Annotated in this window: 24 protein-coding genes and 1 tRNA gene; 12 read left to right on the forward strand and 13 right to left on the reverse strand. The window is 59.4% G+C overall.

The genetic code is table 11. The features are described from left to right. Positions 1-198: 198 nt before the first annotated feature. Genes cmk through aroA form a run of 3 tightly spaced genes read right to left on the reverse strand, consistent with a single transcriptional unit; the run spans position 199 to position 2,446 of the window. A complete protein-coding gene (cmk, locus tag ACHZCJ_RS15895; RefSeq protein WP_159644507.1) occupies positions 199-843 on the reverse strand; it encodes a (d)CMP kinase in 645 nt (214 codons plus the stop codon). Further along, complete coding sequence (locus ACHZCJ_RS15900) at positions 840-1,100, reverse strand: hypothetical protein (protein WP_159644502.1); 261 nt, start codon at positions 1,098-1,100, stop codon at positions 840-842. Before ACHZCJ_RS15900 ends, cmk begins: the two co-directional genes overlap by 4 nt. Beyond that, positions 1,100-2,446: a 3-phosphoshikimate 1-carboxyvinyltransferase gene (aroA, locus tag ACHZCJ_RS15905; RefSeq protein WP_159644497.1), complete on the reverse strand. Its 1,347-nt coding sequence runs from the start codon at positions 2,444-2,446 to the stop codon at positions 1,100-1,102. Before aroA ends, ACHZCJ_RS15900 begins: the two co-directional genes overlap by 1 nt. A gap of 183 nt (positions 2,447-2,629) precedes the next feature. Between aroA and ACHZCJ_RS15910 the strand changes: the two genes are divergently transcribed. Together ACHZCJ_RS15910 and ACHZCJ_RS15915 are read left to right on the forward strand one after the other, a co-directional pair. After that, positions 2,630-2,953, forward strand: coding sequence for a TIGR02300 family protein (locus ACHZCJ_RS15910; RefSeq protein WP_100094012.1), 324 nt, complete (start codon positions 2,630-2,632; stop codon positions 2,951-2,953). 50 nt (positions 2,954-3,003) lie between these two features. Next, positions 3,004-3,079: transfer RNA gene (locus ACHZCJ_RS15915), tRNA-Ala, on the forward strand. Positions 3,080-3,177: 98 nt separating this feature from the next. Here ACHZCJ_RS15915 and ACHZCJ_RS15920 read toward each other — a convergent pair. Further along, a complete protein-coding gene (locus ACHZCJ_RS15920; protein WP_321327537.1) occupies positions 3,178-4,233 on the reverse strand; it encodes an AI-2E family transporter in 1,056 nt (351 codons plus the stop codon). A gap of 103 nt (positions 4,234-4,336) precedes the next feature. Continuing rightward, the gene (locus tag ACHZCJ_RS15925) at positions 4,337-4,576 is read right to left on the reverse strand and encodes a hypothetical protein (protein WP_321327538.1); all 240 of its coding nucleotides are present in this window, start codon (positions 4,574-4,576) and stop codon (positions 4,337-4,339) included. Positions 4,577-4,893: 317 nt separating this feature from the next. On the opposite strand from ACHZCJ_RS15925, the gene ACHZCJ_RS15930 reads away from it, so the two are divergent. From ACHZCJ_RS15930 to ACHZCJ_RS15940, 3 genes are all read left to right on the forward strand, one after another. Next, positions 4,894-6,078, forward strand: a complete 1,185-nt coding sequence (locus ACHZCJ_RS15930) for an NAD(P)/FAD-dependent oxidoreductase (protein ID WP_321327540.1) — start codon at positions 4,894-4,896, stop codon at positions 6,076-6,078. Between the two features lie 99 nt (positions 6,079-6,177). Further along, positions 6,178-8,151 (forward strand): DEAD/DEAH box helicase, encoded by a 1,974-nt coding sequence (locus ACHZCJ_RS15935; protein WP_321327541.1) that lies wholly within the window; start codon positions 6,178-6,180, stop codon positions 8,149-8,151. 20 nt (positions 8,152-8,171) lie between these two features. Continuing rightward, positions 8,172-8,627 carry a YaiI/YqxD family protein gene (locus tag ACHZCJ_RS15940; RefSeq protein WP_321327821.1) on the forward strand — a complete coding sequence of 152 codons (456 nt, stop codon included), beginning with the start codon at positions 8,172-8,174 and terminating at the stop codon, positions 8,625-8,627. Here the strand turns inward: ACHZCJ_RS15940 and ACHZCJ_RS15945 are convergent. Next, the gene (locus tag ACHZCJ_RS15945) at positions 8,624-10,531 is read right to left on the reverse strand and encodes a proprotein convertase P-domain-containing protein (RefSeq protein WP_394700153.1); all 1,908 of its coding nucleotides are present in this window, start codon (positions 10,529-10,531) and stop codon (positions 8,624-8,626) included. The genes ACHZCJ_RS15940 and ACHZCJ_RS15945 overlap by 4 nt on opposite strands. Positions 10,532-10,681: 150 nt before the next feature. Beyond that, positions 10,682-11,446 (reverse strand): 16S rRNA (uracil(1498)-N(3))-methyltransferase, encoded by a 765-nt coding sequence (locus tag ACHZCJ_RS15950; protein ID WP_321327544.1) that lies wholly within the window; start codon positions 11,444-11,446, stop codon positions 10,682-10,684. A 141-nt stretch (positions 11,447-11,587) separates the two neighbouring features. Here ACHZCJ_RS15950 and ubiA point away from each other — a divergent pair, with 141 nt between their 5' ends. From ubiA to ACHZCJ_RS15970, 4 genes are all read left to right on the forward strand, one after another. After that, a complete protein-coding gene (gene ubiA / locus ACHZCJ_RS15955; RefSeq protein ID WP_321327545.1) occupies positions 11,588-12,505 on the forward strand; it encodes a 4-hydroxybenzoate octaprenyltransferase in 918 nt (305 codons plus the stop codon). A 95-nt stretch (positions 12,506-12,600) separates the two neighbouring features. Continuing rightward, a complete protein-coding gene (locus tag ACHZCJ_RS15960) occupies positions 12,601-13,617 on the forward strand; it encodes an aldo/keto reductase (protein ID WP_321327546.1) in 1,017 nt (338 codons plus the stop codon). A gap of 29 nt (positions 13,618-13,646) precedes the next feature. Beyond that, complete coding sequence (locus ACHZCJ_RS15965; protein WP_321327547.1) at positions 13,647-14,582, forward strand: nitronate monooxygenase family protein; 936 nt, start codon at positions 13,647-13,649, stop codon at positions 14,580-14,582. Positions 14,583-14,606: 24 nt separating this feature from the next. Beyond that, positions 14,607-15,740 (forward strand): NADH oxidase, encoded by a 1,134-nt coding sequence (locus ACHZCJ_RS15970; protein ID WP_321327549.1) that lies wholly within the window; start codon positions 14,607-14,609, stop codon positions 15,738-15,740. A 120-nt stretch (positions 15,741-15,860) separates the two neighbouring features. On the opposite strand, the gene ACHZCJ_RS15975 is transcribed toward ACHZCJ_RS15970, so the two are convergent. Next, complete coding sequence (locus ACHZCJ_RS15975; RefSeq protein ID WP_321327551.1) at positions 15,861-16,241, reverse strand: VOC family protein; 381 nt, start codon at positions 16,239-16,241, stop codon at positions 15,861-15,863. After that, complete coding sequence (locus ACHZCJ_RS15980; protein ID WP_159644436.1) at positions 16,238-16,639, reverse strand: VOC family protein; 402 nt, start codon at positions 16,637-16,639, stop codon at positions 16,238-16,240. Before ACHZCJ_RS15980 ends, ACHZCJ_RS15975 begins: the two co-directional genes overlap by 4 nt. 308 nt (positions 16,640-16,947) lie before the next feature. Here ACHZCJ_RS15980 and soxR point away from each other — a divergent pair, with 308 nt between their 5' ends. The 3 genes from soxR to ACHZCJ_RS15995 all read left to right on the forward strand — a co-directional run bounded on the left by soxR (position 16,948) and on the right by ACHZCJ_RS15995 (position 18,774). After that, entirely contained in the window at positions 16,948-17,391 is a 444-nt protein-coding gene (gene soxR / locus ACHZCJ_RS15985; RefSeq protein WP_159644433.1) for a redox-sensitive transcriptional activator SoxR, read from the forward strand. A gap of 70 nt (positions 17,392-17,461) precedes the next feature. Further along, complete coding sequence (gene gntA / locus ACHZCJ_RS15990) at positions 17,462-18,166, forward strand: guanitoxin biosynthesis heme-dependent pre-guanitoxin N-hydroxylase GntA (RefSeq protein WP_394700154.1); 705 nt, start codon at positions 17,462-17,464, stop codon at positions 18,164-18,166. Then, positions 18,163-18,774 (forward strand): urea carboxylase-associated family protein, encoded by a 612-nt coding sequence (locus tag ACHZCJ_RS15995; RefSeq protein WP_321327554.1) that lies wholly within the window; start codon positions 18,163-18,165, stop codon positions 18,772-18,774. The genes gntA and ACHZCJ_RS15995 overlap by 4 nt, the downstream gene beginning before the upstream one ends. A 181-nt stretch (positions 18,775-18,955) precedes the next feature. Here ACHZCJ_RS15995 and smc read toward each other — a convergent pair whose 3' ends face one another. The 4 genes from smc to ACHZCJ_RS16015 form a co-directional block, all read right to left on the reverse strand. Continuing rightward, the gene (gene smc, locus ACHZCJ_RS16000) at positions 18,956-22,393 is read right to left on the reverse strand and encodes a chromosome segregation protein SMC (RefSeq protein WP_321327556.1); all 3,438 of its coding nucleotides are present in this window, start codon (positions 22,391-22,393) and stop codon (positions 18,956-18,958) included. Between the two features lie 70 nt (positions 22,394-22,463). Continuing rightward, a complete protein-coding gene (locus tag ACHZCJ_RS16005; RefSeq protein WP_159644411.1) occupies positions 22,464-23,207 on the reverse strand; it encodes a thioredoxin domain-containing protein in 744 nt (247 codons plus the stop codon). Between the two features lie 33 nt (positions 23,208-23,240). Further along, a complete protein-coding gene (locus ACHZCJ_RS16010) occupies positions 23,241-23,933 on the reverse strand; it encodes a thioredoxin domain-containing protein (RefSeq protein WP_321327559.1) in 693 nt (230 codons plus the stop codon). Next, a complete protein-coding gene (locus ACHZCJ_RS16015; protein ID WP_159644403.1) occupies positions 23,930-24,613 on the reverse strand; it encodes a DUF721 domain-containing protein in 684 nt (227 codons plus the stop codon). The genes ACHZCJ_RS16010 and ACHZCJ_RS16015 overlap by 4 nt, the downstream gene beginning before the upstream one ends. Positions 24,614-24,625: the final 12 nt, after the last annotated feature.

The following is a 24,625-nucleotide window of genomic DNA, read 5'->3' on the forward strand; positions in this document are numbered from 1 at the left end:
TCCTTGATAGTCAATTTTTCTGGCCAGGCGGTTGGTTCCGCCGGTCTTGGACCAAAATTGCCGCGGCCACCTCATGCGACCGCTGCATCCACCAGAAAACTGCCGATACTGGCTTATGCGTGGGCAAGTGCAAATAGCAAAAGCTGCGCCAAAGTCAGGCCGCTAGTTACACCGCCCGTCTTGCGCATCATTTGTCTGCTATGCCGGATCTTTGTCGTGCCGGCCGCTTGTTCTCGCATTCACCAAGGCAATCGCCTGTTGAACGGCGGCGTCTATAGTCAAATTGGTGGTATCAAGCAAGTCTGCATCTTCCGCAGGCTTGAGCGGCGCTGCGCTGCGGTTCTGGTCGCGGTCATCGCGCTTGAGAATGTCGGCAAGAATATCATCGAAATTGGCCGGTTCGCCGCGCCGTTTCATTTCCTCGAACCGCCGTACGGCGCGTGCTTCGGATGAGGCCGTCACGAACAGTTTGACATCGGCATCGGGGGCGATGACCGTTCCGATATCGCGGCCGTCGAGAACCGCTCCGGCCGGTTGATAGGCAAAATCCCTCTGCCGCTTGTCCAGCGCGCGCCGGACATCCGGGTGAACGGACACCCGGCTGGCGAGCCCGCCAACCGTTTCGCTGCGCAATCCCGGATTGTCGAGCAAGGCACCGTCAAACGCGCATGCCGCCAACGCATCGGCAGGATCATCGGCATTGCCGCCCTGTTCCCTGAGCGTCCAGCCGACCGCCCGATAGAGCAGGCCAGTGTCGAGAAAGGGCAGGGCAAAATATTTCGCCAGTTGCTTGGAGATCGTGCCTTTGCCCGAAGCGGTGGGACCATCGACCGCGATGATCATGATCCCTGCCTCGCCTGCTTCCGATAGGCCTTCCACAGGCCGCCCAGCGCAATCGAGATCCACACCATTTCCAGCAGAAAGGATGCCAGATTGAAATGGACCAGCAGGGAAATGGTCAGCAACAGCGCGCCGAGCAAATTGGTGCCATTATAGACAAACGGGTTCACCGTATCGGCATAGACATTATAGGCATAGGCAGACACCACCAGAATACTGCCCATTATGCCGATCACATTGGCTGTCAGCCCGTCGACCATCAGGACGACAGCTCCGCCATGAGATTCTGAAAGCCCGGGAAACTCGTCTGCACCGGCGCGATGTCGTCGATCGTCAGCCCGGATTTCGTCATCAGGCCGGCGACAGCGAAGCTCATGGCAATGCGGTGATCCAGCGCGGTTTCGATCACCGGTCTGGTGCGTCCGCCCGCCAGCGGTTTGCCGCCACTGCCGTGAATGATAAGCCCGTCGTCCTTTTCGGTGAGCTCGACGCCGAGCGCTTCGAGGCCTTTGGCCATCTGCGACAGGCGGTCGGATTCCTTGACCCGCAATTCGTGCAGCCCGCGGGTAGTTGTGGTGCCTTCGGCCATCGCAGCGGCGATGAACAGGATGGGGAACTCATCAATCATGCTGGGCGCGATATCGGCCGCTATATCAATACCGCTGAGCGAGCTGTGTCTGACATGGATATCCGCGACCGGTTCGCCGCCCACGGTGCGCTTTTTCCGGAAGCGTATGTCGCCCCCCATGTCCTGCAGTACTTCGAACAGGCCGGCGCGGGTTGGATTGATGCCGACATTTTCCACGATGATATCCGATCCCGGGATGATCAGCGCCGCTACCACCATGAAGGCAGCCGAGGACGGATCTCCGGGCACCTTGATCTTCTGCGGCTTCAATTCTGCTTCGCCCGTCAGCGATATGATCCGGCAACCTTCTGCATCGGTTTCTACATTTATGTCCGCACCGAATCCCTTCAGCATGGTCTCGCTGTGGTCGCGGGTAAGCACAGGCTCGATGATCCGGGTGATGCCGGGGGTGTTGAGGCCAGCCAGCAGAATAGCCGACTTGACCTGTGCAGAGGCAACCGGCAGGCGATATTCTATGGGAATGGCCGGACAAATGCCGCGCACCGTCAGCGGCAGACAGGACTTATAATCCGATGTCGCGCGCGCCTGGATGTCGGCGCCCATTTCCGAAAGCGGATCGATCACCCGGCCCATCGGCCGCTTGGACAGGCTGGCATCACCGACAAAGGTCGCGGAAATGCCGTGGGACGCAACCAGCCCCATGAGCAACCGCGTCGACGTGCCGCTATTGCCCATATCGAGTGCTACGGCCGGCTGGATAAGGCCTCCGACGCCGACGCCATGAACGGTCCAGACTTCGTCTTTCTTCTCGATTCTGGCTCCCATAGCCCGCATGGCGGCGGCTGTCGCGAGGACATCCTCGCCCTCCAGCAGCCCGGTGATCCGGCTTTTGCCGACGGCGAGCGCCGACAATATCAGCGCGCGATGGGAAATGGATTTGTCGCCGGGGACGGAAATCTTGCCGGTGAGCGGGCCAGACGGTTTGAACGTAACTGGCTGGGGAGTGTTGCTGGTCATGTCAGAGCTTTGTTAGCGGAACGCACGTATGATTCGTGCAGGAATATCAAACGGCTTTTGACAGCGCTGCAAAGCTATGGCAAGGCGCGCCGGATTTCGCGGCTGAATTAGGCAATACTTGACTCGCCGCATAGCAGACTTACCTTTCAACGAATTGATTTAGACAGGATTTGGACACCAGCCATGGTTAAACCGGAATGGGGCACGAAACGCACATGCCCGAAATGTGGAACTCGTTTTTACGATCTGGGCAAGGAAGACCCGGCAACCTGTGTTGAATGCGGGGAAAGCTTCGTGCCGGAAGCTGTTCTGAAATCCAAGCAGCCCATGCCTTTCGAAGCGCCGAAAAAGGCGGTGAAGAAGGAAGAAGACGCGGTTGACGATGATGATCTGGACATCAACATCGACGATGACGAGCCTTCCCCGGACAATGAAGTCGACCTTGGTGGCGACGACGATCTGGGTGTCAGCAAAGGCAAAGGTGACGACGAACCCGACGAAACCTAATTTTTGATTTGCATGTTGGAGAGTGTCTGGATTAAAGGCGCTCTTCAGATGGGGCCTTAGCTCAGCTGGGAGAGCGCTTCGCTGGCAGCGAAGAGGTCAGCGGTTCGATCCCGCTAGGCTCCACCATTTTCCTATATCTCCCAAAAATCCACCGATGCTGCCGGGTATAAGACGGCAAGACCCGCCGCCGGTCGGACGGCCATCCCGAACGGCTGCCTGCAGCCTTAACGGTCAGGTGATTCGCCAGGCATGTCTTCCGGTGAAGCAAATAACGGCTCACCCAGAATGAAACCGACGATATTTGGGCTGCCGGTCTGGGCGACCAGCGCCTTGCCCACGATCAATAGAGGCACCGCGATCAGGGCGCCCGCCAATCCCCATATCCAGGTAAAATAGCTGATAGCGAGCAGAATGACGACCGGGTTCATGGAAAAGCGCTTGCCCAGGATCGAGGGTGTGACCAGATTGGCTTCAATCGCCTGCAAGCCGATATAGGCGGCAGTAGGGACCAAGCCGCCGCCGAGATCGCCGGTAGAGGCCGCGCCGAAACCAAATAGCAGCACCGCCATCAGCATCGGCCCGAGATAGGGGATGAAGTTCAATATCGCAGCGAGGCCGCCCCACATCAGGGGCGATTCGATACCGAGCGCCCATGCGCCGAAAGCCACGATGATCCCGACCGTGATATTGATCGAGGTAACCGCGCCGATATAGTGGGACAGGTCCCCGGTGATACTTCTGCCGGCCCGGGCCGCTTTCAGGCTGGATGCCAGAGTCGACCGCTGGGACAGGATGATCCGTTTCAGCCGCAAGCGCGATTCGAGCATGAAATAGACCAGCAGCAGCACCAGCAGCAGCTCCAGGAGAATGGCGGGTGTGGCATAAGCGGCTTCTTCCATGACGGTGGGGCTCGCCAGGACCACCTCCCGGCCTCCGGATTCACCGATAGTGGAAGAGAATTCCGTACCCATCTGCGAAACCGACGCGGTAAACTGTCGGATGTCCACGAGCCGTTCCTGCACGATATTGGTAATATCGGGAAACCGTTCCGCCAGCTCCAGGGCGGGCTGCAGGATCAGCATGAATCCAAACGCGAGGAAAAGCAGAAAGGCGAGGACGGAAAAAAAGGCGGCAAGCGGGTTCGGCACGCCCCGTTTCGCAAGCGCACCGGTGAGCGGCATCAGCATCAGCATGATGACCATTGCGGCAAACAGGGGCCGGAAGAAAACCGCGCCCGCAGACAGCACGAACGGCACCGCGAGAAACAGGCCGAGGGACAAAAGAAAAATCGCTGTTGAAAGCTGCCTTCTTGTCGGGCCTGTCCGGCTTATTTGCAGACAAGACTCGGGTGATGCGCTAGCCCTCCCGCCGATATGGTCTCCGTCATCCGCCAATATCTGAAACGCCTTTCTGAGCAAATTTCTCGGCCCCGGCCGTGCATTTTACGGCGACGACCGGATAATCCATTTCCAGTGCCATATCGGACCGAAGCGCGGTGTTTTCCCTTCGCTCGCATTCACCGAGGGTCTCGAACATGCGCTCGTCCCGCGCCATTTCACGGCACATGGACATGTCATCCGAACATCCCATCAGGACGATGGCATAGGCGAGGCTGCTGATCATATCGGGCTCCATCGGCTTGCGGTTGCACTTGTTTTGAAAACGCGGATATCCCCAAAAGGTTGCGAGGGACCAATATGGTGGCAAGGAGTTCGGGAAGACGGGTGGCCCCTTGCAGCCGTTGCCATTGGCACGTATCGCTGTTAAATGCGGCCTCGCGCAGCCGCCGCTTCGCTTGTGCCATCGTCAACGGGACAAGCCGTTTTTCAAATCTGATCATGTTGCTGCAACGGGCGTGGGCCTTGCGAAGCAGAGAACCAATATTACCGCGTAAACGGCCATTGCAACGTTGCCGGCTTTAGAAAGTTTCCGAACATCCGATGTCCAAAGTCCCGACCCATTATGATGCGATAATTCTTGGTGCCGGCGGCGCCGGGTTGATGTGCGCGGCCGTCGCCGGACAGCGCGGGCGCAAGATATTGCTGATCGACCATGCCGACGAACCGGGCAAGAAGATCCTGATCTCCGGTGGTGGGCGCTGCAATTTTACCAATATCGGCACTGCGCCGGACCGCTATCTTTCGCAGAATCGCCATTTCGCCAAATCGGCACTGAGCCGCTATTCTGCCGCTGATTTTATCGCTTTGGTCGACCGTTATGGCATCGACTGGCACGAAAAAACGCTGGGACAATTGTTCTGTGACGGCTCGGCGCGGCAGATAGTGGACATGTTGCTGGCGGAATGCCCGGCCGACAATGTCAGTCTGTCGCTGGGAAAGGCGATTAGCACAGTCAGCCATAATGACGGCCGCTATCGCGTCGAATATGGCGGTGAGACCGCCTTTGCGCCTGCGCTCGTCGTTGCGACCGGCGGACCATCCATCCCGAAAATGGGGGCAACGGGATTCGCTTATGATCTTGCCCGCCAGTTCGGCCTGAAAATAGTCGAACCACGGCCTGCGCTGGTGCCCTTGACCCTGGGCGGGGAAGAAACCCTGTTCCGCTCGCTCTCGGGCGTGTCTGCGCCGGTAATTGCCCGGAGCGGTAAAACAGCATTTCTCGAGGCGGCCCTGTTTACGCACAAGGGGCTGTCCGGACCCGCCATTTTGCAGATATCCTCTTATTGGCAGCATGGCGAATCGGTCGAGATCGATTTTCTTCCCGACCTGCCCGGCGACTGGCTGGTCCAGGCGAAGAAATCCTTGCCGCGGCTCTCGCTCAAAAAGGCGATTAACGCTCATCTGCCTGCGCGGTTAACCGACACGCTGGTCGAGCGGATTGCGCTGGAAGGCGAACTGGGCAATCTGACCGACAAGAAGCTGGAAGAGGCCGCGCGCCGTCTGTCGCACTGGCGATTCATGCCCAATGGAACCGAAGGTTTTGCCAAGGCCGAAGTCACGGCCGGCGGCATCAGCACGGCTGAACTTTCGTCCAAAAATATGGAAGCTAGGCAAGTACCCGGTTTTTATGCTATTGGCGAAGCCGTTGATGTCACCGGCTGGCTCGGTGGCTATAATTTTCAGTGGGCCTGGGCGAGTGGCCATGCTGCCGGCAAGGCAATATGATCCCCAGCGCAGACCGTTTAACAACAAGATATTCTTCATAAACCGCAGGCGACTGGCAGTTCCGCGCGGCTTTCACATTTGCCACGGAATACAGATATTATGCCTTTCTCGAAAATCTCCCCGCTTCTTGCTGAAGCGCTCACGACGCGCGAATATGAAAAGCCGACACCGGTCCAGGCCGCTGTGCTTGAGCCGGAAGCAGATGGCCGCGACCTGATCGTGTCCGCCCAGACCGGCTCCGGCAAGACCGTAGCCTTTGGACTGGCGATGGCACCGCAACTGCTCGACGATAACGGGCGTTTCCCGTTTCTGGTCGAGCCGCTGGCGCTGGTGATCGCTCCGACCCGCGAGCTTGCCCTGCAGGTGAGCCGGGAACTGACCTGGCTCTATCAGCCTGCCGGTGCGCAGATCGCGACCTGTGTCGGCGGTATGGATGCTTCCAAGGAACGCCGGACCCTGCGACGCGGCGCGCATGTCATCGTCGGCACACCGGGCCGTCTGCGCGACCATCTCGAACGCGGCGCCCTTGATCTGTCGAAACTGCGTGCTGTGGTGCTCGATGAAGCGGATGAAATGCTCGACATGGGCTTCCGCGAAGACCTCGAGGAAATTCTGGACGCAACTGGCGAAGAACGGAGAACCCTGCTGTTCTCGGCGACCATGCCGAAGTCGATCGTCTCTTTGGCCAAACGCTATCAGAATGACGCGCTGCGCATTTCCACGGTCGGCGAAGATCGTGGTCATGGTGACATTGCCTATCAGGCGATCACGGTCGCGCCGGCCGACACGGAAAATGCCGTGGTCAATCTGCTGCGTTTTCACGAAGCGGAATCGGCGATGCTGTTCTGCGGCACGCGCGAGGCGGTGCGCCGCCTGCACGCCAGCCTGGTCGATCGCGGCTTCAGCGCCGTAGCACTGTCCGGCGAACATACGCAGAGCGAACGCAACCAGGCGATGCAGGCCCTGCGCAGCAAGCGCGCCCGCGTCTGTGTCGCAACCGATGTCGCGGCGCGCGGACTGGATCTTCCCACCCTGAGCTTGGTGATTCACGTCGAAATTCCGCGCGATGCGGAGACCTTGCAGCACCGCTCCGGCCGGACCGGGCGTGCCGGCAAAAAGGGAACGGCGGTTATCATCGTGCCCTATCAGCGGCGCAAACGGGTTGAATCGATGCTGCGCGGTGCAAAGATCAATGCCGAATGGAAGGATGCGCCAACGCGTGCCGACATTCGCAAGAATGACGCCGATCGGCTGATCGAGACCCTGCTGCAGCCGGTCGAGATCGACGATGATGATATGGAACTGGCCAAGCGTCTGATGGCGGAAAAAACGCCGGAAGAAATCGCTGCAATGCTGGTGCAGTCGCACCGCGCCAAAATGCCGGCGCCGGAGCAGATGCTCGATCGGGGCGCCCAGTCGCAACCCGCTCTCGGCGGCCCGCGTCCGGGATTTGAAGATACGGTCTGGTTCAAGATGAACGTCGGCCACAACCAGCGCGCGGACGCTCGCTGGCTGTTGCCGGTCCTGTGCCGCCGCGGCCATATCACCAAGAACGAAATTGGCGCGATCCGGATCAATGGCGATGACACATTGTTCGAAATTCCGCGCCGGGTGGTGGATAAATTCACCGCCGCCATCGCCGAGAAAAGAGAAACCGGCGGGGATGATACCGATGATATCGTGATCACCCAGTTCGAGGGAAAACCGCGCGACGAAGCCAAGCGCAACCGCAAGGGCGGGCGGGGCGACAACGCGGCAGGAAAACGTGATTATAGCAACGCAAGCAAGAAATTTGGCGGCAAGAAGTTCGGCAAGAACAAGTTCGGCGACAAGAAATATGGCAACAAGCCCAGTAGCGGCAAGCCATATCAGAAGCGGAAGCCAGAGGGAGAAGGCAGTTCTGAGGGTGGCGGACCAAAGCGCGAGTTTGGCGACGGGTTCAAGAAAAAGTCCGACTATAAGGGCGATCGCAAAGCCGGTGCCAAAGGCAAGTTCGGCGGTGGCGGCAAGAAACCGCATCGCGGCAAGCGCCCTTATGACGGCGCGAAATCCGGTGCACCCAAAGCCGACTGATTCGGTCGATGACCGGCGCTATTGAAATATTGGTTGATGCGGATGCCTGCCCGGTAAAGGATGAAATTTACCGGGTGGCGGATCGTCACGGCGTGGCGGTGGTGATTGTCAGCAACAGCCCGTTTCGTGTGCCCAATCATCCGCTGGTCAGCCGCGTGCTGGTCAGCGATGCCTTTGATGCGGCCGATGACTATATCGCAGAGCGCACCGGTGCTCGCACCATTGTGATCACGTCTGATATTTTGCTGGCGGATCGATGTGTGAAGGCGGGCGCTGCTGTGATCGGGTCGAACGGCAAGCCGTTCACAGCAAATTCCATCGGCGCGGCGGTGGCAACCCGCGCAATCATGGCTGACCTGCGGGCCGGCATGGGCAGCGAGAATATCGGCGGACCGCGACCATTCAGCAAGGCGGACCGCTCGCGCTTTCTGTCGTCTCTCGATGAAATACTGATTCGGTTGAAGCGGTCTGGCTAGTCTATGGTGACCTGAAAGGTCAGTGCGAAGCTGCTGGCGGCCGCCAGTGAAGTTGCCGTTGCCGTGATGGTGGAACCGGAAATATAGGCCCCATAGGGATCGCTTTCGTCGCTGCCGGTTGCATCGTCATCCTCGGCTGTTGCGGCGGATCCGCAATTGCTGCCGCTTCGCATCGACCCGGGATTATAGGTGAACGGTCCGGTAAGATTGTCGGTGGCGACAATGGAATCCGCGGTTGTCCCGCCGCTGTTGCTGATCAGAATGCAATATTGCACGATGGCATCCGGTATCCGTTTCGGATTGTCGGAACCATTGACGGGATCGCTGATAATCGAACTGATTTTGGTAACGCTGAGCGTAGTCGTTGGCCGGCAAAAGGTGATATCATGGATCGACATCGCCTGATTGCCCGAACTCGTCGGGGTGGTCGGCGGATAATTGTCATATACCACGGTTACCGAATCCACTGGCGAGGTGAAGGTGACGACCACATTGCCATAGGGATCGGTTGCACCGGAGGCGCCGTCGCCGATCACACTGTTGCCGCTGACATAATTTGCAGTGTTGTTCGACAGGGTCGGCAGCACCGAAGCGCCATTATAGGTGCCGGTGATGGTAACCCTGTCGGTGAACTGGTTGGCCGCATAATCGATATCGAAAATCCTGAACTGCAGGCCGGGAACAGCCGTCGGCAACGTGAATGTCGTGCTGGAACTGTGCGTTTCGTTACCGTTGTTCATGTAGAAGTAGAGAGCCCGGGTGCCGGATGCGCCGCCGCCTGAATTGCTGGTGGTTATTTCCGGCGTACTGTTGACGAAGCCATTTGGCGGCTGGGTGACGTTGAACAGGACATTGCCCAGACCCGAAACATTATAGGACTGGCTGAGCGAGCCGGACGGAGACCATGTGGTTGGCGAGGCCCAGCTGAACTGTAGCTGATTGGAGATTGAGCAAACCGACGTCAGCGGTGGTATATAGCCAGGCAGCCGACTGCCGGCGGTGAAGCTGACGCTGGCATAATCATCCTCGCTGGTCACTCCGTTATTCGGCGTTGAATCATGATCATAGGCGGAGGAAGATCGAATTTCCGCGACATTGGTGATGGTGCCGGACGAGGCCGTGATATTGACGTTCAATTCTATAGTGAATGTCTGCCCCGGCGCTATCGCAGTCCCCAGGGTCCAGATTCCGCCGCTATAGGTGCCGGTGCCCGAGGTGCCCGTGAGTGTGACTCCGGAAGGCAGATTATCGCTGACCGTAACGCCCGTCGCCGTCAATTCTGATGTCGCGGCATTGGTGACCGACAATGTATATTTGCCGGTGTTGGTCGAGGTGGCGCCGAAGCTTTTGCTTATCGAAAGATCCGCAGAGGGAGCTTTTTCGGTGATATACAGATCGGCCCGGCGAAAGGATCCGGTATCGATGCGCTGCTGGTCGCAGATCTTCAGCGTCCAGGTGCCGAATGCATTTTCGCCATCAAAGGCAGACAGGCTGCCCTGGGGCGTTCTGCTGCTGGCATATACCGGCGTCAGCGAATCGTTGGATGTGTGGGAGGCGATGTCGCCGTCATTGCCTTCATCGTCAAACTCGACATTCAGATTATTGGCACCGCCGCCGACATAGTCCATCAGCGTGACGACCGTGCCGCTGGGTGAAGTCAGGCTGATTTCCAGATCGCGACGATAAGTATGGTCCAGCAGGACACCGATGTTGACATCCCCGATAATATAGCTGGTGCCGACGCTGAAGGAGCGGTCGACGGTCGCCGGACAGGCGTTGTCCGGGATCGAGACTGTGCTGCTGTTTGAATAGGTGTTGACGGTCTGCGCTTCGGCTCTGGCGGCCGGGAACAGCGCCGTCGCGCACAGGCAGAGCAGCCCCCACAGCAAAGCGTGGACGGTCAATCGGCTCTGGCCCCCGAAAGATTTCCCCGAAAACATGAGCTTTCCCTATTCCGATAGGGCTAATTATTGGTTAACCACATGGCCGGGGCGGCAGGTTTTACAAGTATTTCAGGACGGTTACATCGGCGGGCGGGGTCGAGGCAGCTCCAGTCAGCGGGGATTCCAGTCCCCGCGACCGGCCATCCACAGGCTGATTGCCGCCAGAGCGGCGGTATCGGCGCGCAATATACGTGGGCCGAGCGAGACCGGCACCGACCGGGGCAGGGCGCGGATCATATCATTCTCCGCGTCGGAAAAACCGCCTTCCGGACCGATCAGGATCGCGGCCGGACCGTCATGCGCAACCAGCGCCTTGCGGAAACTGCCTTCGCCGCTTTCATGGATACGCTCGTCGGCAAAGAAAAGATGGCGGTCGGCGGGCCATTGTCCGAGCAACTCGGGTAATTTCAGCTGTGGAGCAAGCACAGGCAGGGCGGTACGCTCGCATTGCTCCGCTGCCTCGATCATATGGGCGCGAAGCTTCTCGTGCTTGAAATTGGAGCTCTGGGTGCGCTCGGTCTGCACCGGGATCATTTTGGCGACGCCCAGTTCGGTCGCCTTCTCGGCGATCCAGTTGAACCGGTCTTTCTTGATCGGGGCGGAGCACAGCCAGAGGTCGGGGACGGCTTCCCGTCCGCGGGTCTTGCCATTGATGGTCAGGATCAGGTCGCGTTTGCCGAGGGCCGAAACATGGGCGAGATATTCGCCGGTGCGATCGTCGAACAGCTTCACCGGATCACCCTGTCTGATCCGCATGACCTTGAGTAGATAATGGGCATGGCTGCCGTCCAGCCGGATTTGGGCGCCGTCGGCAAGCTCGGCATCGACATAGAGGCGCGGAGCGCTGTGCGGCGGATAGGCTGGTGTGGCTGGCATGGGGCAGTGTTTAGCGCCCGCTTTCAGTCCCGTCATGCTGAATTTGTTTCAGCATCTCGGGCGGAGGACAGTTTATGTCCGGGAGAGGTCCTGAAACAAGTTCAGGATGACGAACAGGGGAAATGACGATATGCGATCATCATGCCCAGCCCGTCAGATCATGTCGTCCCTGATTCCGAACATAAGGGCATCGTCGGCCTTCTGCCCGGGGCGGCGCGACCATTCGCTCTGCTCGCCCGTTTTGACCGGCCGATCGGCTGGTGGCTGCTGTTCTGGCCCTGTGCCTGGGGTGTCGCGCTGGCTGGCGGTGCGATTCAGCGCTGGGACCTGCTGCTCTGGCTATTGCTCGGATCGATCGCGATGCGCGGAGCCGGCTGTGTCTATAATGATATCGTTGACCGGGATCTCGACCGGCAAGTGGAGCGAACCCGCTCGCGGCCGCTGGCCAGTGGTGCCACATCGCTGAAAGCGGCCTGGATATGGCTCGGGATCCTGTGCCTCATCGGCTTGGCTGTCTGGTTCCAGCTCAACACCGCCGCCAAACTGGTCGCGCTGGGCAGTCTCGCTTTGGTTGCCGCTTACCCGTTCATGAAACGCATCACCTGGTGGCCGCAGGCCTGGCTGGGGCTGGTGTTCAGCTGGGGTGCGCTGGTCGGATGGCTGGCGATCGTACCGCAGGTTCACTGGGCCATGGTCTTGCTCTATTGCGGATCAATATTCTGGGTGATCGGCTATGACACGATTTACGCGCTGCAGGACCGGGAAGATGACGCGCTGGTCGGCATCCGGTCGAGCGCGTTGCGGCTGGGCGAAAATGTCCGTTTTGGCGTACTCGTCTTTTACCTTGTTGCGCTGACCAGTTGGGCAGCGGCCTTCTGGATGCTGCGGCCGCAATGGCTGGGTTTGGTGGCGCTGGTGCCGGTCGGGCTGCATCTTCTCTGGCAGGTCACGACCCTGAAAAGCGGCGATGGCGATGATGCGCTCGCCAAGTTCCGGTCCAACCGCTTCGCCGGTTTCCTGTTGTTTCTCGCTTGTCTGGTTCTCGGTCAGGCAGGCTAGCTGCCAACGAAATTGCATTGCGTTTCGCAACCCAAGGCGTCTATGCTGCTTAACCGCATAGTTAATCTGACATCCTGTTTCCCGGAGATATCTGCATGAAAACACGTCGTCTGGGCCGAAGCCCGATCTATGTATCCGAAATCTGCATGGGAACGATGACTTTTGGCAGCGGCGCTGACGAAGCGATGTCACACCGAATCATGGACGAATCGGTCGAGGCGGGAATCAATTTCTTCGACACGGCAGAAAATTACCCGGTGCCGCCCAAACGGGAATGGGCAGGGGAAACGGAAAAGATAGTCGGCCGCTGGATGAAGGGTAAGGATCGCGACAGCCTGATCATTGCGACCAAGGTATCGGGCCCCAGTCACGGATGGATCGAATCTTCGCAACGGGCCGGCATGACCGCCCTTGACCGGCACAATATCGTCAAGGCGCTGGACGACAGTCTCAAACGGCTGCAGACCGATTATATCGACCTTTACCAGACCCATTGGCCCGATCACGGCACGGCTTATGACGAAACCATGGAAGTGCTCGACGAGGAAATCCGCAAGGGCAAGATCCGCGCGATCGGCTGTTCCAACGAAACCAGCTGGGGCCTGATGAAATCGCTGGAAGCGTCCGAACGGCTGGGCGTCACCCGCTATTGCACGATCCAGAATAATTTCAGCATGAACAACCGGCGGTTCGAGGATGAACTGGCGCAGATCTGCCGGATGGAAGGGGTCAGCCTGATCCCTTATTCGCCGCTCGCCGGTGGGGCCCTGTCTGGTAAATATAATGACGGAGCTACGCCGGAAGGCGCGCGTTTTTCTGCCTATCTGAAAATGGGCGGTCGGCAGAAGAAAATGGCCGAGCGGTTCGTCAATCCCAAGTCCGAGGAATCGACGAAGCGCTATATGGCCATTGCCGAAGAACTGGGCGTAGCACCGGTGACGCTGGCGACGGCCTGGTCGAAACAGCATGATTTCGTCGCGTCCACCATCGTCGGCGCGACGCACACTGATCAACTGCCGGAAATATTCGCCGCCGCCGATCTGGAACTCAGCCCAGAGATGATGAAGCGGATCTACAAGATCAGCCGGGAAATCATGTATCCGATGGGCTGAGTCGCCAACGATAAAGAGAAAGACTTTTTATGAACCGTTTCCTTCAACATAGCGGCGCAAAATATCCGATCGTGCAGGCGCCGATGGGATGGATCGCCCGCTCGCAATTGGCTTCGGCCGTGTGCAATGCCGGCGGGCTCGGCATTATCGAGACCAGCTCGGGCGAGACCGAAAACTGCATGGCCGAGATCGAGAAGATGAAGGATCTCACCGACGCGCCCTTTGGTGTCAACCTTCCGATCATGTTCCTGAAAGACCCCGCGATCCTGACCCGTGTTTGCGAATCCGGTGTGAAATTCGTGACGACGTCTGCCGGCAGCCCGCGGAAATTTGTCGGTCCTCTGCAGGAGGCGGGTATCGTGGTCTATCATGCCGTCCCGACTGTTGCTGCCGCCATGGGCTGTGTCGAAGCCGGCGTGGACGGTCTGGTCGTCGAAGGTGCCGAAGGCGGCGGTTTCAAAAATCCCGAGGAAGTGTCGACGCTGGTGCTGCTGCAGGCGATCCGCCGGCAGACCGATATTCCTATGGTCGCCGCTGGCGGTATTGCGGATGGTAAAGGCATGGCGGCAGCCTTCGCGCTCGGCGCCGAAGCGATCCAGATGGGCACGCGCTTTGTGTCGAGCGCCGAAAGCCCTGTGCATATGAATTACAAGCAGGCGATACTCGATGCCGAGGAGACCGGCACCTATGTGCTGAACAAGAAAGCCTCGCCCTGCATTCGCGCGCTGAAGACCGAACGGACCGCAAAAATCCATGAGGACGGGGTGATGCCGCCCGACACGTTCAAGGGCATTATGGACGTCTATTTCGGCGGCGATATGGAGGCCTCCGTCGGGCTGGCCGGGCAATCTTCCGGTTTGATTGACGAGGTAAAAACTGCCAAACAGATTATCGACGAAACGGTGAGCGAATTTTTCGAAATCACCGGAGGACTGGGCGCGCTAGCGGCCAGCAGAAGTTTCTAGAAACATAGAAGAGAGGAATATTTCATGAGCCAATTTCCCGACGCAAAACAACTGTTCACCACCGTCACCGAAGACGGCAAATCGATCCTGTCGGTCGAACCCTATGACGTGCCCGAACCCAGGGAGCATGAAGTCGTGGTCCGGATGGAAGCGGTCCCGATCAATCCGTCCGATCTCGGCCTGCTGACCGCGGCCGCCAATATGGACACGGTGCGCAGCGAGACCGTTGATGGCCATCCGGCGCTGGTAGCCGATGTCGATCCCGCGATGCAGCCGTTTTTCAAAGGCCGTGCGGGCAAGAAGCTGGCGGCCGGCAACGAAGGCGCAGGCACGGTTGTGGCCGCCGGGTCTTCGGACGCGGCGCAGGCGTTGATGGGCAAGGTCGTGACCATCGTCGGTGGCGAGATGTATCGCACCCATCGCGTGATGCCCGCCATGATGTGCGTGCCGCTGCCCGAAGGCGCGCCGGCCAAGGAAGGCGCTTCGCTATTCGTCAACCCGATGACCGTGCAGGGCTTTCTCAACACGATGCGGGCCGAAGGTCATACGGGACTGGTCCACACCGCGGCCGCGTCCAATCTCGGTCAGATGCTGGCCAAGCTTTGCCTCAAGGAAGGCGTGCCGCTCGTCGCCATCGTACGATCCGACGCCCAGAAGAAGATCCTCACCGACATCGGCCTGACCTACGTCATTGACAGCAGCAAGGACGATTTCATGGAGCAGCTGATCGCTGCGCTCGCCGAAACCGGCGCGACGCTCGGCTTCGATGCCATCGGCGGCGGCAAGATGGCGAGTTACATTCTGACCGCAATGGAAAAGGCAGCCGCCGTGCGCGGTGCGGAATTCAGCGTCTACGGCTCGACCGTCAACAAGCAGGTCTATATCTACGGTCGCCTCGACACCGGCGACACCATTCTCGGCGGCGGCCTCGGCCTCTACTGGGGTGTCGGCGGCTGGTTGCTGACCCCGCATCTGGAAAAGGTCGGCGGCGAACGGATGATGGAAATGCGCATGTATAGCGTCGAAGAGCGCAACGGCATCTTCCACAGCGACTATTCCAGTGAGATCAGCCTGATGGACATGATCGATCCGGACATCGCCAAGGGTTATGACAAGAAGGCAACCGGCGAGAAGGTCCTGGTTAATCCGAGCCTGTAAAGGCGCTCAACAGGGGTGTCGTCACCCCGGACATGATCGGAGGGCCGGAGCGGCAACATGCCCGTGTGGCGGTTGCCGCTCTGGATCCTGAATCGGGGTCAGGGTGAGGAAGAGGGGCCTTCACTGATAGCTTACCACTTCCCACTCGATGCCGTTCCAGTCGAAGAAATAGAAGCGGCGGCCCGGATCATAGTCGGCATGGCTGAAAGGTTCGAGACCGGCAGCAATGACCCTGGCTTCCACCGCGTCCAGATCATCGACGGTTATGCCGATATGATTGAGCGGCTCGCCCTTGTTGAACGTGGGGTCTGACGCCTGCACATCCGGGTGGGTGTAGAGCGCGATATACTGATCCTGGGTGCCGACATGGATTGTATGGCCACCCGCCATCGCCGGTCCTTGCCAGCGGATGTGCCAGCCAAACAGATCGTGCAGCAGATCGGCGCTCCGTTGCGGATCGCTTACCGTGATATTGGCGTGTTCCAGTTTTCCGTTGGTCATTTTGCATTTCCTTTCTTCTTGTTTGAGGGGATGATCCGCCATGGCGGGAAGCGGCGATTGTCGCCGCCGCGAAACAGACAGAGCGGGTTGCCTGCGGGGTCGCGGAGCCGTGTCTCGCGCCAGCCCCAGCTCTGGTCGGTTGGTTGGGTGTCGAAGGTGATCCCGGTGGATTGCAGCTGCGCGACAATGTCATCGAGATCGTCGCATTCGAAATAGACCATGGTGGTCGGCGCACCGATTCTGTCCATTTTGTGAATCGAGAAAGTCTCGCCGGCCGGCGTCTCGAAGCGCGCATAGCGAGGCGGAGAATCGACGATCTGGATGAGACCAAGCCTTTGATAAAAGGCAACCGACTCATCATAATCCAGGCATCCCACGGTGACCTGATTGAGTTTCATATCTGGTTTCCTCGCAATATTGACATCGCCATATTGGAAGAATTGGAAGCATGTTTTCCGTATCGCGACCGACGCTCCGTGCCCGCCAATTTCTCCATGCTTGCGATTCGTACAACCTCAAGCTAAGTTGAGGTCAAGCTATTATTTTATCTTTTCATGCGCAGCATGGGGAAGGGGACGATCCGCAGGATGGTGGAGGGGGTAATTGCGGCAATAGGCCCCTCCGTCATCCGCCTTCTCCAAGGCTTCGGCGAAGGCCACCTCCCCATTGCTGCGTAACGGGAGGAAGAGTGGAGGAGACAATGAACATGCCTCAGACAAAAGCCCTGACCATCGGCGCGCTCGCTGCCCGAACCGGCCTGTCAGTCTCCGCCATCCGATTCTACGAAGAAAAGGGGCTTGTCGAACCCTTCCGCTCTGCCGGCGGCCAGCGCCGCTTTCTGCGCTCGGATATCCGTCGGCTGAGTTTCGTCCTTATTGCCCAGCAACTGGGATTGAGTATCGGCGAAATCCAGCGGCAGCTGGCAAATCTGCCTCACGGCCGCACGCCGACCCAGGCCGACTGGACCCGGATCAGCAAGGCGATGCGCGGTGTGATCGACGAACGGATCGCGGAATTGGAACGCACTCGCGACCGGCTTGACGGCTGCATCGGTTGCGGCTGTCTGAGCCTGAAGAAATGCGCGCTCTATAATCCGGAAGACCGGGTCGGACGGAAGGGGCCAGGACCGCAGCTGATATTGGGTGACTGAATTGCCAGATTTTTGAAGCGGACCGGTTCATGCGCGGGAACGCTTTGTGATTCGGCGCGTAACTAACGCCATGAAACACTCAATATTGCTGGACCAGAATTGTCGAGCCAAACGCCAGGAGGAGCTGCAGCACGCCATCGCGTCGATGATCTCCCGGCCGGAATTTCCCTGTGTCGGAGCCAAATCGGCGCTAGCGCGTGATAGTCTCAAGGTGATTACCGGGCATAGTCTCGACAGCAGCTGGGACGATTTGCAGGTCCATCGCGAATTGCTCGTCTGGGCGCGCGAATATCGCGATTCGTCTGAAGGCCTGCGGAGCCTTGCGGTCATATTCGAAGGACCGACAGATATTTCGGAAGCCGAATTCGAAAAGCTGTTGTGGGAGAGGATCCAGTCGATGGCGGACAAGGATGCCTGGCGCGGCCAGAGCTACGACGAACGGGTCAGCGCCAATCCCGATGACCCGCATTTTTCCCTCAGCTTTGGCGGCGAAGCCTTTTTCGTCATCGGTCTGCATCCCAATGCATCGCGCCCGGCCCGCCGCTTTTCCCACCCGGTGCTGGTGTTCAACCTGCACGACCAGTTCGAACGGCTCCGCGAACAGGGCAGCTATGACAAGATGCGCAAAACCATTTTGGCCCGCGATGAAAAGCTGGCCGGCGACATAAATCCGATGCTGGCCAAATATGGTGAGTCGAGCGAGGCTCGGCAATATAGCGGCCGCAAGGTTGGCGATGACTGGAAATGCCCCTTCCGTGATCGGCGCAGCCTATGAGCAGCTTTCGTATAGCGCCGCGCTCGGGCGTCGCGTTCCGGCTGAGGAAGGGCGAATATCTCGACGTGATTGATCCGGATGGCGGTCAGGTTTCGGATTTGCTCGCCTTCAATGCCGACGATGTCCGGGAAGTCATATCCAACGGCCGGACCTTCGATTACGAGGAAACAATCCAGCTGAGCGAGGGGAATTGCCTGTGGTCCAACCGGTCGCGGCGGATGCTGACGATCCTCGAGGATACGGTCGGGTCGCACGATTTTCTGCTGACACCGTGCAGCGAGGATACGTTCAAGCATTTCTATCCGGACAAGCCGGTGCATCGCGGCTGCTTCGGCAATCTGGCAGAGGCTCTGTCCCCCTTCGGCGTGGAGAAGGACTCCATCCCCTGTGCTTTCAACGTGTTCATGAATGTCCCTGTCGATCAGGCTGGCAAGCTGGAAGTGCTGCCACCAACCAGCAAGGCCGGCGACCGGCTGAGGCTGCGTGCGGAAATGGATCTGGTGATCGGACTGACGGCGTGCTCGGCCTATGCGTCGAATGGCGGGACGTTCAAGCCGATCGACTATCGGGTGTTGCCGAACGGAGCGCAGGCAGCGCTGGACGCCTAGCCGTTCAGAATCTTGCGCAATTCCTCGTTCTGTTCACACCAGGACCATTATTCAACCGCTCATATATCGCATGTGTCAAAGCAATCGCAAAGGGACGCATGGCCGGTGTCGCAACCGGTCAGCCCGGATTATCCCGTTAACCCCGATCCGCTGAAGCGCCTTTGTGACTGGCGGATTCGGATCACTCCGCCGCCAGCAATTCTTCTGCCGCGTTCAGATCGACCGACACCAGCTGCGAAATTCCGCGCTCGATCATCGTTACCCCGAACAGGCGGTGCATGCGGCTCATGGTTACGGCATTGTGGGTGACGATCAGGTAGCGGGTGTTGGTTTCGGCGACCATTTTGTCGAGCAGGTCGCAGAAGCGTTCGATATTGGCGTCATCGAGCGGTGCGTCCACCTCGTCCAGCACGCAAATGGGTGCAGGATTGGTCAAAAATAGGCCAAAGATGAGTGCCACGGCGGTCAGCGCCTGTTCGCCGCCCGACAGCAGGGTGAGCGACGTCAGTTTCTTGCCCGGCGGCTGCGCCATGATTTCGAGGCCCGCTTCCAGCGGATCGTCGCTGTTGATCATTTCCAGATGGGCCTTGCCGCCGTTGAACAGGGTGGCAAAGAGCCGCTGGAAATGCTGGTCGACTTCCTCGAAGGCGGCAAGCAGCCGTTGCCGGCCCTCGCGATTCAGGCTGCCGATCGATCCGCGCAACTGGTGGATTGCCTCGTTCAGGTCCTGGCTCTCCTTGGTGGATATAGCCCACTCGCCTTCCAGTTCCGCCAGCTCGTCGGCGGCGACCAGATTGACCGGACCGATGCGTTCGCGGCTGAGTGTGAGCCGCTCGAGTTCTGCCGATTCTTGCGATGCGTCACCAACGCTATCGTCGTCAAATTCCAGTTTTTTCGGCAATACCACCGCCGGGCATTCGAATTTTTCGGCTGAAATGCGGCCCATTTCCATGCGGCGCAAATCCTGGTTCTCGGCACGTGCCTTGGCGCCGGCGCGCAATTCGCGGGCCTGGCTGAGCATTTCACTGGCCTGATTGAGCCGGTCTTCATGGTCGCGCTGGGCGAGTTCGGCGGCCTGCAGCGCCGTGTCCTTTTCCACGACCTTGGCATCCAGCGCGTCCTGTTGTTCGGTCAACCGGGCCACCTCCACCTCGATCACCCGTGGGCGATCGGCAAGATTTTCCACCTCGGTCTCGATCAGCTTGGCTCGTTTGGCCATTTCGGCCATACGCGCTTCGGCTTCTCCCGAGCGATCCTGCCATGACCGGATTTGCGCACTGGCAACGGCTTTTTGCTCCTTCACCTGCGCCAGCTTCTGGTCGATCCCGGAGAGGGCCGCCTGCGCTGTCATCACCTGCTGCCGCGCCGCATCACGCTGGTCCTGCAGGATCGAGCGGGCGTTTTCCTGGGCCGCGCCATCGGGCTGGCTGGCGCGTTCTTTTTGTGCGGCCTCCAGTTCGGCGAGCGCTGCCGCATTTTCCGTCTTTAGCGCAGCCTCCCGCTCGGCGAGACTGGTCGTACGCTTTTGCAGCCATGCCAGCGCTTCTTCCGCCTGATCGGCTTCGCGCAACGCCCGTCGCAAGCCTTCCTCGGCGTCGCGTCGCGCCGTGCGCGCGTCCCCCAGCTGCGTCTCGATTGCCGATATTGTCTCGCGCCGCTCGACAAGCGCTGCTTCCGCAACGGAAACCTTGTCGCCGGCCGGGACGAGCAGCTGCTGCAATTCCCGCAACCGGTTGGCGCGAACCAGCCGTTCGGCGCTGGCATTGCCATCGTCGCGCGCGACAAAACCGTCCCAACGGCGCAAAGCGCCTGCTTTGGTGACAAGACGCTGGCCTACCGCCAGCATCTGGCTATCGTCGCTGTCTGCGACAAAAATCTGTGACAGACGATTGTGCAATTCGGCCGGTGCCTGGACTTGGCCCAACAGGCTTTCAGTACCGGCAGGTTCCTTGCCGGAAATGGTCATATCTCCCCCGCCCCAGAAGCGGTCTCCGTCCTCGCCGATCGATGCCAGCAAATCGTCGCCCAGCGCTGCGGCCAGCGCCCGTTCATAGCCCGGCGCCGGTTTGACCTGATCGATCGCCTTGTTGGTGCTTTCGGCCTTGGACAATTCGCGATCCAGCGCGTCATGTTCGGATTTCAGTCCAGCCAGTTCGGCCTTGAGCGTGGCCAGGCCGGATTGCGCCGCATCGCGAGCAGCTGTGGCCTCGATCCGCTGTTCCTCCAGCGAAGCGATTCTGACGATGCTGCTGTCGGCAGCTTTTTGCGCAGCCTCCCGCGCCGCGACCGCTTCGGTAAGGGATATCTGCAGCTCTCCCTCGTCGCCCATCTCCGCGCGTTCGGCGTTCAGCCGGCCGAGTTCCACTGACAGCCGGTCATGGCGCGTTTGCGCCGCATCGACGGCGGCATTGGCGACCTTGATTTCCGCCTGAATACGGGCTTCCTCGGCAACCGCCTTGGCCAGTTCGACTTCCGCTTCGCTGGCTGCGCGTTCGGCGCGTTCAGCGCCGCGCTCCAGCTCCGGGCGTTCCTTGGTCAGGTTGTTCAATTCGGTCGACAACCGCTTTTCGTCCTGCTCCAGCCGCGCCAGAGCCTCCATCGCATCGCGGGTCAGCTGGTCCTCGCGGGCATTATCCTCGTGGATGCGTTGCGCCTGTGCCTGGAGGTCGAGCAGGCGCGATTTCAGATTGTCGCGTTCGTTGGTCAGCGTCAGCAGCCGGTGGCTGGACTCGCTGGCTTGCTCGCGCGTCCGCTGGACCTCGGCGCGCAGGACGCCGAGCGCCTTGGCGCTTTCATTCTGGGCAGAGACAGCGGCCTGCTGTTCGTTTTGCGCGGCAGCGACTTTTGCTTCCGCCGCCTCGGCTTCGGCTTTGGCTGCATTGGAAGCAGCCGCCGCCTCTTTCCAGCGCGCGTAAATCAGCCGGCCTTCCGCGAGGGTGATTTCTCCGCTTAATTTTCTGTAGCGTTCCGCCTGCTTTGCCTGCCGTCGCAGATTGGCGGCGCGCTGCTCCATATCACCGAGAATATCGTCGAGACGCGCCAGATTTTTCTCCGCCGCGCGCAATTTCTGCTCGGCATCCTTGCGCCGGACGTGAAGGCCGGAAATGCCCGCGGCTTCCTCCAGCATCTCGCGGCGTGCTTCGGGCTTGGAGGAAATGATATTGGAGATTTTACCCTGGCTGACCAGGGCAGGACTGTGCGCGCCGGTGGCAGCATCGGCAAAGATCAGGGCAATATCCTTGGCCCGGACATCGGTGCCATTGGCGCGATAGGCGGAGCCGGCGCCGCGCTCGATCCGGCGGACAATTTCCAGTTCGCTGTCATTGTCGCCGGCGTGAAGCGATGATACGTCATTGGTTTCGCGCTCGGCGGTCAGCGCGACTTCGGCAAATTGCCGTTCGGGCCGGTCCTGGGTGCCGGCGAAAATGACATCTTCCATGCCACCGCCGCGCATCGACTTGGCGCTATTTTCGCCCATCACCCAGCGGATGGCCTCGAGCAGGTTCGATTTGCCGCAGCCGTTGGGGCCGACCACTCCGGTCAGCCCTTTTTCAATGCGCAGCTCGGTGGGATCGACAAAGCTTTTGAAGCCCGAAAGTCTGAGCTTCTTTATCTGCACGGGATGCCCCCCGCGTCGACTGTGTCAGTCACCCTTTGCAATGCGCCCCCCGTGCGACGTGGCCCGGCGCCTATCTGGCGCCGGCCTCCTTCAGTTTTGTTTCGACCGCAGCCCAGTTGGTACCGTCAATTTTCTGGCCGTTGAGCAGGAAGGTCGGGGTTCCCTGGATGTCAAATTCCTCGACCGCTTTCTGCGTATTGTTCATTAGCGCTTCAGCCGCCGCGCTGTCCGCGAGACAGGCCTTGGCCTGATCTTCCGAAATGCCGCGCTGCTGGAAAAAGCTGATCAGGCCCAGCTGTTCGGCAAGACGGACAAAACGTGTGTCCGGGCTGGCGCTCAATATGCTGCTATAGGTCGCCTCGCCCATGCCCTGCGCCTTTTCGAACATGGTTCCCTGGTAGCTCAGCGCCTGCTCGGTCAGGGGAAAAAACGGACCTTCGCCGCCACAGCGGGACAGGATGGCCGCGGAAAGATCGAGCGGATCACGCACGAAATTGCGGATTTCAAAGCTGACCTTGCCGGTTTCGACATAATTGTCGCGCAAGGGCGCAAAGGCCTGTTCGCCGAAATCCTTGCAGTGCGAGCAGGTGATCGACATATATTCGACCAGCTTGAGCGGTGCATCGGGATTGCCCATGACGATGCCGCCGGCTTCCGTCTTCGATACGGTTTCGGACCATTTCTGTCCCGCCGGGGCTTCGACCGCTTCGACCGAACCCGACGCGCTGGCACCGGATTCTCCCTCACTTGCTTCGCCGCATGCGGTTAGCGCCAGAGCGAGAGCCAGGGGAGCGATATAGTTGAAAGTGCGCATATTCTGTTCCTGTTTCCTGAAAATATCGAATGTCTATTGCGGAAGAACCGCCAGTTTCGGTTGCAATGCTGTCCAGCTGTGCACTTTGGCGAGCGGTTGATCGCCGATGGTGAAGCTTGGTGTGCCGGTCAGCTTGAGCGTCGATGTTGCATATTCCGTCATTGCCAGAATCTTGTCCTGTTCAGCCTGGTTGGCGAGACAGGCGTCGATCTGGGGCGCGGTAAAGCCACGGCCTTTCATCAGATTGTCGAGCCCGGCGGCGATGGCGATTTTCTTGAGCCGCTGGGGCACGGTGCCTTCATTGATCGTTTTCATCACTTCGGGAGAGGCGGACTGGAATTTCGTCAGCCATTTGGACTGCTGCATCAGCAGCGCGCGGTGATTGCCGAAAAACCGGGTCCGGCCACCGCAGCGAGCCAGCATGGCAGCCGTCAGGTCAATCGGGTTGAGAACCAGATTGCGCACCTCGAAGCTGATATGGCCCTTGTTCACATATTTGGCGGTTAGCGCGCTATGCGATTCCTTTTCAAAGGCCGCGCAATGGTTGCAGGTATAGCTCATATATTCGGTCAGCTTGTGCCGGGCGAGGGGATTGCCCATGACATGGCCGCCGATGGTGGACTGGGTCACGCGTTTGGTCCAGTCTGTTTCTTGCCCCGAAGCCGGGGCGACCATCACAACCGATGCTGCCAATGCCGAAGCAAGATACGCGCTTCCATACTTCATGTCCGGTCCTTCTTCTTGTCGCCGCCACCGATCTTGCCGATGATCCTGATGCTTTGTTGCGCCTCGTTCTTAGGGTCCGCTTCCGCCTTTGCAACTGCCGATGCCAGCGATTCGAGCACCCGGTTCAATTCGGGATCGCCAATATCGCGAAGATTCTCGCCCAGCTCGATCGGCGCGGGCTTTAGCGAAGCAGGCAGGGGGACCCTTTTTTCCCTGTCTTTCTTGGGCGTTACGGTGCCTTGTCTGAATCTAATCTGACTGACCGCGCCATAGCCGAAGAAGCGGTTGACCCGTTCGATGATGTCGGGCGCAATATGCTGCATCATCGTCGCATAGGCGCCACCGACCAGCAGATGCAGCGTCCCGCCCTCCTTCTCGCCGCGCGGAAAGCGGATCGATTCGGGCAGGGAAACGGCGGCGTAGCGTTCGCCGACAATTTCGGCCCAGCGGCTGACCACTGAGCTCTGGATAAAGCCATAGCGACGAAAGGCGGCGCGACCGATCTCCGGCATAAGATCGGAAATGCTTTTGGCCGGACCGCCGCGCGGACGCTGATATTTCTGATATGCCTTGGCAGCCGGTTTTCTGGCGGCTTTTTTGGGCGATTTTGCGGGCACAGCTTTACCGTTTTCGGCGCCCTTCGCCTTTTCATCACCGATTTTGCCAATTTTCTTCGCCATTATGTCCTTTTA

The organism is uncultured Parasphingorhabdus sp. (assembly GCF_963677535.2).
Lineage (GTDB): Bacteria > Pseudomonadota > Alphaproteobacteria > Sphingomonadales > Sphingomonadaceae > Parasphingorhabdus.

What these genes read in the sequence shown, in the direction of transcription:
- cmk (WP_159644507.1), bottom strand. Translation starts at nt 843, where the DNA reads ATGATCATCGCGGTCGATGGTCCCACCGCTTCGGGCAAAGGCACGATC.
- ACHZCJ_RS15900 (WP_159644502.1), bottom strand. Translation starts at nt 1,100, where the DNA reads ATGGTCGACGGGCTGACAGCCAATGTGATCGGCATAATGGGCAGTATT.
- aroA (WP_159644497.1), bottom strand. Translation starts at nt 2,446, where the DNA reads ATGACCAGCAACACTCCCCAGCCAGTTACGTTCAAACCGTCTGGCCCG.
- ACHZCJ_RS15910 (WP_100094012.1), top strand. Translation starts at nt 2,630, where the DNA reads ATGGTTAAACCGGAATGGGGCACGAAACGCACATGCCCGAAATGTGGA.
- ACHZCJ_RS15925 (WP_321327538.1), bottom strand. Translation starts at nt 4,576, where the DNA reads ATGATCAGCAGCCTCGCCTATGCCATCGTCCTGATGGGATGTTCGGAT.
- ACHZCJ_RS15930 (WP_321327540.1), top strand. Translation starts at nt 4,894, where the DNA reads ATGTCCAAAGTCCCGACCCATTATGATGCGATAATTCTTGGTGCCGGC.
- ACHZCJ_RS15935 (WP_321327541.1), top strand. Translation starts at nt 6,178, where the DNA reads ATGCCTTTCTCGAAAATCTCCCCGCTTCTTGCTGAAGCGCTCACGACG.
- ACHZCJ_RS15950 (WP_321327544.1), bottom strand. Translation starts at nt 11,446, where the DNA reads ATGCCAGCCACACCAGCCTATCCGCCGCACAGCGCTCCGCGCCTCTAT.
- ubiA (WP_321327545.1), top strand. Translation starts at nt 11,588, where the DNA reads ATGCCCAGCCCGTCAGATCATGTCGTCCCTGATTCCGAACATAAGGGC.
- ACHZCJ_RS15960 (WP_321327546.1), top strand. Translation starts at nt 12,601, where the DNA reads ATGAAAACACGTCGTCTGGGCCGAAGCCCGATCTATGTATCCGAAATC.
- ACHZCJ_RS15965 (WP_321327547.1), top strand. Translation starts at nt 13,647, where the DNA reads ATGAACCGTTTCCTTCAACATAGCGGCGCAAAATATCCGATCGTGCAG.
- ACHZCJ_RS15970 (WP_321327549.1), top strand. Translation starts at nt 14,607, where the DNA reads ATGAGCCAATTTCCCGACGCAAAACAACTGTTCACCACCGTCACCGAA.
- ACHZCJ_RS15975 (WP_321327551.1), bottom strand. Translation starts at nt 16,241, where the DNA reads ATGACCAACGGAAAACTGGAACACGCCAATATCACGGTAAGCGATCCG.
- ACHZCJ_RS15980 (WP_159644436.1), bottom strand. Translation starts at nt 16,639, where the DNA reads ATGAAACTCAATCAGGTCACCGTGGGATGCCTGGATTATGATGAGTCG.
- soxR (WP_159644433.1), top strand. Translation starts at nt 16,948, where the DNA reads ATGCCTCAGACAAAAGCCCTGACCATCGGCGCGCTCGCTGCCCGAACC.
- gntA (WP_394700154.1), top strand. Translation starts at nt 17,462, where the DNA reads ATGAAACACTCAATATTGCTGGACCAGAATTGTCGAGCCAAACGCCAG.
- ACHZCJ_RS15995 (WP_321327554.1), top strand. Translation starts at nt 18,163, where the DNA reads ATGAGCAGCTTTCGTATAGCGCCGCGCTCGGGCGTCGCGTTCCGGCTG.
- ACHZCJ_RS16005 (WP_159644411.1), bottom strand. Translation starts at nt 23,207, where the DNA reads ATGCGCACTTTCAACTATATCGCTCCCCTGGCTCTCGCTCTGGCGCTA.
- ACHZCJ_RS16010 (WP_321327559.1), bottom strand. Translation starts at nt 23,933, where the DNA reads ATGAAGTATGGAAGCGCGTATCTTGCTTCGGCATTGGCAGCATCGGTT.
- ACHZCJ_RS16015 (WP_159644403.1), bottom strand. Translation starts at nt 24,613, where the DNA reads ATGGCGAAGAAAATTGGCAAAATCGGTGATGAAAAGGCGAAGGGCGCC.